The 8,374-nt window shown below is 37.7% G+C and carries 7 protein-coding genes; 1 reads left to right on the forward strand and 6 read right to left on the reverse strand.

From position 1 onward, the window contains the following. Positions 1-3 precede the first annotated feature (3 nt). Both ACSHXM_RS19840 and cobB read right to left on the reverse strand, forming a co-directional pair. A complete protein-coding gene (locus ACSHXM_RS19840; RefSeq protein ID WP_435691803.1) occupies positions 4-630 on the reverse strand; it encodes a LysE family translocator in 627 nt (208 codons plus the stop codon). 7 nt (positions 631-637) lie between these two features. Further along, on the reverse strand, positions 638-1,372 hold the full coding sequence (gene cobB / locus ACSHXM_RS19845; RefSeq protein WP_435691791.1) for a Sir2 family NAD+-dependent deacetylase: 735 nt from the start codon (positions 1,370-1,372) through the stop codon (positions 638-640). 161 nt (positions 1,373-1,533) lie between these two features. On the opposite strand from cobB, the gene ACSHXM_RS19850 reads away from it, so the two are divergent. Then, positions 1,534-2,721 (forward strand): class I SAM-dependent rRNA methyltransferase, encoded by a 1,188-nt coding sequence (locus ACSHXM_RS19850; protein ID WP_435691793.1) that lies wholly within the window; start codon positions 1,534-1,536, stop codon positions 2,719-2,721. 59 nt (positions 2,722-2,780) lie between these two features. Here the strand turns inward: ACSHXM_RS19850 and ACSHXM_RS19855 are convergent, their stop codons facing one another. The 4 genes from ACSHXM_RS19855 to ACSHXM_RS19870 all read right to left on the reverse strand — a co-directional run bounded on the left by ACSHXM_RS19855 (position 2,781) and on the right by ACSHXM_RS19870 (position 8,351). Next, positions 2,781-3,083: a PilZ domain-containing protein gene (locus tag ACSHXM_RS19855; RefSeq protein ID WP_435691795.1), complete on the reverse strand. Its 303-nt coding sequence runs from the start codon at positions 3,081-3,083 to the stop codon at positions 2,781-2,783. A gap of 74 nt (positions 3,084-3,157) precedes the next feature. Continuing rightward, positions 3,158-7,060, reverse strand: coding sequence for an ATP-dependent RNA helicase HrpA (gene hrpA / locus ACSHXM_RS19860; RefSeq protein ID WP_435691797.1), 3,903 nt, complete (start codon positions 7,058-7,060; stop codon positions 3,158-3,160). A gap of 369 nt (positions 7,061-7,429) precedes the next feature. Beyond that, positions 7,430-7,801 (reverse strand): DUF6768 family protein, encoded by a 372-nt coding sequence (locus tag ACSHXM_RS19865; RefSeq protein ID WP_435691799.1) that lies wholly within the window; start codon positions 7,799-7,801, stop codon positions 7,430-7,432. Next, positions 7,791-8,351, reverse strand: a complete 561-nt coding sequence (locus tag ACSHXM_RS19870; protein ID WP_435691801.1) for an RNA polymerase sigma factor — start codon at positions 8,349-8,351, stop codon at positions 7,791-7,793. Before ACSHXM_RS19870 ends, ACSHXM_RS19865 begins: the two co-directional genes overlap by 11 nt. Positions 8,352-8,374 lie beyond the last annotated feature (23 nt).

The following is an 8,374-nucleotide window of genomic DNA, read 5'->3' on the forward strand; positions in this document are numbered from 1 at the left end:
CAATTATACAGGTATAACTAACTCTATCGCTAAAAGAATCAGAACTGCGCCCATAAACCGATCAAACCAGTATCCTTTAGAAGTAATCAAGTTTCGAACCTTTGATGTACTTAGAAAAAACGATAGAGTACAAAACCAAACACCGGTTGCTACAGCCAAATACAAACCATACAGGGCTTTTATTTCATTTGGTGTTTCAATCGAAACTATGCCAACAAAAAGAGTTAAAAAAAACAGAGTAGCTTTAGGATTTAGCCCATTGGTTAAAAAACCAATTCCAAATGCTTTTGAATCAGAAATATTTGGCTGTTTCACCATCTCTGAGTTTTGACCTTGTTTCTTTGGCGCTTTACTTCTCACTGAAGTCCACCCTAAATAAAATAAATAACCAGCTGCTGCATAGATAAAAATTTGAAATACAATGGGGCTAGTTTTCAACATCAAGCCAAGCCCCAAAAGTGAATAAATCACATGAAGCAGAATAGCAAAACCAACCCCGATACTCGTAATAATTGCCGCTCGACGACCATATTGAACACTGTGTTTTACTACTACAGCAAAATCAGGTCCAGGGCTAGCTACCGCTAGTAAATGAACACCCGCTATGGTTAAAAACTCAATCCAGTACATCTCAAAATTAGTTAACAAGTGCGCCCCTCCCTAATAACTTTTCTACAAATTCAGGTACGAGTTGACTTGCTACTCCATAATGCTTTTCATCAAATTCAGTTTGTCCAGAACTCGGTTCTAGATTGAGTTCAATAGTATGAGCGCCGTTTAAGTTTGCTTGGCTTACAAAACCGGCAGCAGGATATACCGTGCCCGAAGTACCTATGGAAATAAACAAATCGGCTTCTGATAACAACTCTTCAATAGTTTGCATATATTTAGGCATCTCACCAAACCAGACTATGTCTGGCCGCATTGCACTGCTAGATTGACAACATGTACATTGAGTATTTGCATCTATGTCAGTGTAACGTTCTACATTTTCACCTGACGTAACACAACGCGCAGATAATAAAGAACCATGCATGTGAAGTACGTTTTTATTACCCGCTTGTTGATGCAAGTTGTCTACATTTTGAGTCACTAATACAAAACGTTCTTGGAGAACGCTTTCTAATTTTGCAAGGGCAATATGTGCCAAATTTGGTTTTACTTCTGGGCTTAACAATTGTTGACGACGTTGGTTGTAAAATCGATAGACCAACTGAGGGTTGGCTTCAAAACCTTCTGGTGTTGCCACCTCTTGAATAGAGTGTTCTTCCCATAAGCCGTTATTATCTCGAAAGGTTTTCAGTCCTGATTCAGCTGAAATGCCTGCCCCAGTTAATACAACGACTTTTATATCTTCTATATTTTTGTTCAAAAATGTAGTTAACACCTAAAACCTTATTATTCTATTATCTTATTCTTCGACGGGTATGCTAACAAAAATTACCTTTCAATAAACAATTAGAAAAGAATTGAAACAACAAAATTGTAATGGCTCATGTACAATTGTCTCAAATTTAATATCAAAGCAAAACTATGTCATCTAGTGTTATTTTACAGCCCGGTCGTGAAAAATCTTTGCTGCGTCGCCATCCTTGGATATTTTCTAGAGCCATAGAGAAAACCGTAGGTCGATTACACAAAGGCGATACGGTTGATGTTTTTTCCCATGACGGAAATTGGTTAGGTCGAGGAGCTTGGTCACCTGAGTCACAAATCCAAGTTAGGATCTGGACATTCGATGAAAATGAAATCATTGATAACGGCTTTTTCCAAAGAAAAATAGCCACAGCTCAATCATCAAGGGAAGATATTATTTCTCGCCATGGTTTAACTGGATACCGTTTAATAGCCGCCGAATCTGATGGTTTACCCGGTGTGACCATTGATAAATACGATAATGTCTTAGTTTGCCAATTATTATCAGCTGGTGCTGATAAACACAGAAATAAAATAGTTTGGGCGTTGACTAAACAATTTCCAGAAGCGTCAATATATGAACGTAGCGACGTTGCAGTGCGCAAAAAGGAAGGATTAGAAGAGGTTACTCAAGTTTTACATGGGGACGTACCAGACGAAGTCACCATAGAAGAAAATGGCATTAAAATATTAGTAAATGTTAAACAAGGTCATAAAACTGGATTTTATTTAGATCAACGAGATAACCGCGCATTAGCGGCAAAATATGCCAAAGACAAAGATGTTCTTAATTGTTTTTGTTACACCGGTACATTTGGTAGTTATGCGTTAGCAGCCGGCGCTAAAACAGTCACAAATTTGGATGTTTCGGACTTAGCTTTAACCACGGCTAAAAGAAACCTAGAAGTGAATAACCTTGATGTTTCAAAATCAAAATTTTTGAACTTAGATGTATTTCAAGCGTTAAGAGACTTTAAACAAGAAAACCAACAGTACGACCAAATAATATTAGATCCACCTAAATTTGTAGATTCTAAATCATCTTTAAATCGTGCCTGTCGAGGTTATAAAGACATTAATATGTTAGCAATGCAAATATTGAAACCAGGGGGGATTTTAGTGACATTTAGTTGTTCAGGTTTGTTATCTTCGGACTTGTTTCAAAAAGTGGTAGCCGATGCAGCATTAGACGCAGGTAGAACAGTACAATTTATAGAACGACTTGGACAAGCAGCCGACCACCCTGTAGGCAGTAATTACCCAGAAGGGTTTTATTTAAAAGGGCTCGTTTGTAAAGTGATCTAAATCACTTCTCTTGGTGAAAACCAAACAATAAAAAAGCGACCTAAGTCGCTTTTTTACATTTATTTCATTTCAATTATTTCGACACCAACTGAACATGAATTTTCATCAATTAAATCACATCGCACTACTTTAGTGTCTGCGGTTAACGATGGAATCTGAGAATTGGTAGATTCAATGTGGACATTAATTAACGTGCCTAACTCCACTGACTCCTCGGCCAATTCAAATGACATACCTGATGCACTAATGTCTTTACAAACAGCCTGAATCCCGCGAGTTGACTCCTCATCCTTGATTTTAAGTTCGCATACAGAATTAACCATCATACGAAAAAAATTGCGCTTATCATCGTAACCTAACATTTAATACCTCATAGTGTTTAAATTCTATACATGTGTTTATAGGGTGCTAAGAAACCAATGTCAACGCTTGATATTTAAATTTGCTCCAAATGATTCAATATTCGTTTTACCGATATTGGCGCGGAAGTCCCTAGTTGTTGAGCAAAAAATGAAACCTGCAATTCTTGCAACAGCCACCTCACCTCTTTTAATTCTTTGGGTTGTGGCATATTGGCTGGGATTTGATTACATTTTGCCAAGTAAGCTTGCTCTGCTTTTTCAACATTGAGTTGATGTAACTTGTCTTTAGTGGGATCAATCGGCAGTTTTTCTAAGCGTTTTGCAATCGCCTTAATATACCTCTGCCAATCACTAAGGCGTTTTACACCGATATCAGCAGCGAAGTCTTTGTATACCAAAGAATCAAGTTGGGCTTTAATATGCCCTTGAGCATAAATTAAATTAAGTGGCACGCTGCCTTTCATCTTTTTCTTAATTTCATGGGCTATGGTTAAACCCGCCTCCACTTTTTTGGCAACCTCTAATACAATGTCGTTAATTTCTTGACGAACAAATTCACAACAAGCATTAAAATGTGTTTTATCTCTTACGTCGACATCGTATTGCTCACAATATTCGATTATCAACTGATCTACTGCGGCATTAATACAATCATCAATTAATGCTTTTATCTGACCAAAAGGATTAAAATACAGCCCTAATTTTGCCTTGTTTGGCAATTTATCCTGTAAATATTTAATCGGAGACGGAATGGCTAAAATGATTAAACGACGCACCCCCAACTTATGAGATTCCTGTGCAATATGGTCTTGATCAAACAATTTAACCGCAACTGTTTTACCTTCATTAACTAAAGCCGGATACGCTTTCACTTCGTATCCCCCAGACTTGTTAATAAACTCTTTAGGCAGTGACTCTATACTCCAACTTATTAAGCCTGTTTTTTCCAATTCTGGCGTGGCCACTTTTTGTAAGTTTTGCTTAACCTTACCTTGTAGCTTTTGTTGTAATACATTTAAATCTCTGCCCTGAGCAATCACCTGCCCTTTGTTATCGAGTACTTTAATATTAAAAATTAAATGTTTAGGCAATTTATCAATAGGCCATTCAGACACCTCAACGTCTCGCCCCGTCATGCGTTTTAGCTTTAACGACAAACTAGGTAAAAACTCTATTGAGTTTCCTTTTTTATCTTGAGTTTGCATATCAGCTAAACAAGCATCAGCATAATTTGGCGCCGGTACGAAGTTACGTCTTAGCGATTTAGGCAGAGCTTTAATAAGTGCCACTATCAATTCATGCCTAAGCCCTGGGATCAACCAGTCTAAACCTTGCGTAGTAACCTGATTCAATAATGCCAATGGCACCATTAAACTCACGCCATCATCTTCATCTTTGGGATCAAAGTGATAATCTAAACCTAAGGTTAAATTACCTTGCCTGAAGGTTTCTGGGAATGAAAACCCATCGATATGATTGGTGGTCTTTTTGAGTAAGGCATTGGGATCAAAATCTAATATTTTTGCATTGTCTTGAGACTGTTTTTTCCACCACTTTTTAAAACTCGCATCAGAACAAACATGTTCAGGGATCTTTTCAGAATAAAAAGCCACGAGTGTGTCTTCATCAACTAATAAGTCACGCCTTCTACTTTTACTCTCTAGGTTTTCAATATCTTCTATTATTTTGTGATTGTGGGATAAAAAGGCAAAATTAAGCCTAGTATCCATATTCACCAAAGCTTCACGAATAAAAATCTCGCGACTAACGACGGGATCAATTTGGCTGTAGGTTTTGCGTCTTTGGCTAACTAATACTAAACCATACAAACTTACTTTTTCGAATGCTTGTACTACACCTTGTTTTTTCGACCAGTGAGGCTCTGAGAATTCTGACTTAGTTAAATGTCCAGCGATAGACTCAATCCATTCTGGTTCAATTTTGGCAGCGACTCTTCCGAATAAATGGGCTGTTTCTACTAACTCAGCAACCATAGTCCATTTTGGTTGAGCCTTGGCTAATCCAGATCCGGGAAATATCATAAAACGGCTATTTCTTGCGCCTAAATACTCTCGGTCTTTGTCTTTATTACCAATATGAGATAACAATCCCGAGGCAATAGCTTGGTGTATTGCTTGATAATCCGCTTCTTGTGAAGAAATTCCAAAACCCAATTCGGCGATGGACTTTTTAAGTTGGCTAACAATATCTTGCCACTCACGCATGCGCATAAAATTGATAAAATGTTTTTTACACCAGCTACGTAATTGATTTGAAGATAAGGCTTGTTGTTGATCTTTAAATTCACGCCATAATTGAAAAAAACCTAAAAAGTCGGATTCTTTATTAAAGAAATCTTCCTGAGCTTGGTCAGCTTGTTGCTTTTTATCTTGTGGACGTTCTCTGGGGTCTTGAATACTCAACCCCGCAGCAATGATCAATACTTCATGTAAACTGTTCTGCTTAGCCGCTTCTATCACCATACGAGCGTATCTAGGGTCAATAGGTAATCGGGCTAATTGCCGCCCCATCTTAGATAGCTTTTGTCGCCCCAGATCCAAATCAATGGCGCCAAGCTCTTCTAGCAGTTTAAATCCGTCATTTATCGCTCTTGAATCAGGGGGTTGAACAAATGGGAATTGGTCTATTTTGCCTAATCCCAAAGCCATCATTTGTAATATAACCGAGGCTAAATTTGTGCGAAGTATTTCTGGATCGGTAAACACATCACGAGACAAATAATCTTCTTCAGAATACAAACGGATACAAATACCGTTTGATACACGGCCACACCGCCCTGCTCTTTGATTTGCCGATGCTTGTGAAATAGCTTCAATAGGTAAACGTTGTACTTTGCTGCGCACGCTGTACCGAGAAATACGAGCCGTTCCAGGATCGATCACATACTTTATACCAGGTACGGTTAATGATGTTTCAGCCACATTCGTTGCCAGTACAATTCTACGCCCTGTGTGTGAGGCAAATACTTTGTTCTGTTCGCTGTTACTTAACCTAGCGTACAAAGGCAACACTTCTGTATTTCTATACTGTTGTTTGTTTAAAGCGTCTGCCGTATCACGAATTTCACGCTCACCACTGAGGAAAACTAAAATATCGCCACGTGGCTCATGCAACAACTCATCAACCGCTTCGGTAATGGCTTGTATTTGATCATACTCACCACTATCCATTTCTTTATAGCGCATTTCTACTGGGTAAGTTCGACCACTAACTTCAATCACAGGCGCGTCATTAAAGTGTCTAGAAAATTTAAGAGGATCAATGGTCGCAGAGGTAATGATGAGTTTTAAATCGGGTCTTCTCGGCAATAATTGTTTGAGATATCCCAAAATGAAATCAATGTTTAAACTTCTTTCATGGGCTTCATCTATGATGATAGTGTCATATTGATTAAGAAATTTGTCCTGTTGAATTTCAGCCAGCAAAATCCCGTCAGTCATTAGTTTAATGTAGGTGTTATCCGACACTTGGTCAGAAAACCTGATTTTAAAACCAACATGTTGGCCTATGGGGCTTTTTAATTCTTCAGCAATTCGGCTAGAAACGGTTCTAGCTGCTAACCGTCTTGGCTGTGTGTGTCCAATTAAACCATTAATGCCTCTACCTAATTCAAGACATATTTTAGGAATTTGTGTGGTTTTACCTGACCCCGTTTCCCCAGCAATGATCACAACTTGATTAGATGCAATGGCTTTGGCTATCTCATCTTTCTTTTCACTTACCGGTAAATCAGGGTACTCAATATCAGGACATTGTTGTTGGCGGGTTTGTGCTAGTAACCACGACTTTTCAACATCTTGATTGAGCTTCTGCAAATAATCAGTTTGTTTATCAGGCGCAATGGTACCAAATCGTTTGATTCGAGACTTCAATCTAAAGACGTCTTTAGACATACAAGCTGGTATTTTTTGAGATACTGTTTTTACATTTATTTTGGAAATTGGCGCGGAAGACAAGGATAAGTGCTCTAGTTCAAAAATGGATAATCGTTTTACGAATGCGGATCCTAGAAGAATATGCTAACAATTGCTAGAGGCTATTTAAAATGGGCAAAACACAAACGCCAGTTTTACACGTATTCCCCCTTTAAAAAGATGATAATTAACTCGCTTGTTTATCCCCATCATTTAATTGCAAACTGGATATCCCCTTAAATATAAAGGGTATTAATATACATTTAAGGTTACGTCTCCTTTATTAATTTAAGAATAAACGATTGAAAAACAGTTATATTGGTATTTTTTCTGGACTGATGTTAGTTAACTTCCAAACAAAAGCGATGTTAGTAAAACTTCTACAAGTAAAACTAACATCGCTATAATGACTTATTTAAGTTGGTCTAAGTGCCGATTCAATGTTAACTCCACCCGCTTAATTTCTCGGATTAAAGAAGACCTGCTCATTTCAGCCCATATCCATTGTTTACCTGCTACCTGTACAATAAAAGCAGTGAGAAAACAGACTCCCCAAAATATTTGGTCGCTTACATTTCCGGCATTAAAAAACTCATAGCCAGCCCAGATAAAGACACCAGTCATTATAGCTATTCCTACGTTGACTATAATAAACCATATCTTCAAACTACTACGATAAGAACCAACAACAAAGTCCATAATTCCTTTTTCTTCAGCTAAAATTTCATCAATCTCTGAAGATTGTTCATTAAGTTCTCTTTTAATTTTTTCATCAATATTCATTTTCTTTACTCCCATATTTTTGTCTTAATAAATGCCTTGCTCGGTTTAATCGCGACTTTACTGTGCCAATCGGTATTTCAAGTACCACGCTCACCTCAGCTACCGACATTTCATCCAAATAAAATAGATGGATCATATGCCTTTCCGTCGTGGGCAAAGTATCAATAGCTTGAATAAGTGAATCAGTATTACCTTGTTTTATATTCACATCAATATCATCAACACCGTCTGGTAAATCGTCATACGCCGCTGTTGATTCAATTAACTTATCTCTGGTTTTAACTTGCCTAACTAAATCAATGATCCGCCAACGTGTTAATCGATATAACCAACTTTTGAATGCCCTAGGGTCTTTTAACTTAAATATAGTTTTAGATGATTTTATCCAAGCTTCTTGAGTGGCCTCTTTAGCTAACTCTTGGTCTTGACACAATTTATAAGCAAACCGTAACAAAGCTTTGTGGTGTCGCTGAAAAAGCACTCTAAATGCATCTTGGTTGCCCTTTTGAGCAGCTAGCACCAGTAAGTCTTCTTCGGCTTTGTTAATCAACTTCAATCCTTAGTATATTTTTG

The sequence above is a fragment of the Paraglaciecola sp. genome (genome assembly GCF_051252315.1).
Lineage (GTDB): Bacteria > Pseudomonadota > Gammaproteobacteria > Enterobacterales > Alteromonadaceae > Paraglaciecola.

Excerpts from the sequence above, each read along its gene's own strand:
- ACSHXM_RS19855 (WP_435691795.1), bottom strand. The coding sequence starts at position 3,083 with ATGTTAGGTTACGATGATAAGCGCAATTTTTTTCGTATGATGGTTAAT.
- ACSHXM_RS19850 (WP_435691793.1), top strand. The coding sequence starts at position 1,534 with ATGTCATCTAGTGTTATTTTACAGCCCGGTCGTGAAAAATCTTTGCTG.
- ACSHXM_RS19840 (WP_435691803.1), bottom strand. The coding sequence starts at position 630 with ATGTACTGGATTGAGTTTTTAACCATAGCGGGTGTTCATTTACTAGCG.
- ACSHXM_RS19865 (WP_435691799.1), bottom strand. The coding sequence starts at position 7,801 with ATGAATATTGATGAAAAAATTAAAAGAGAACTTAATGAACAATCTTCA.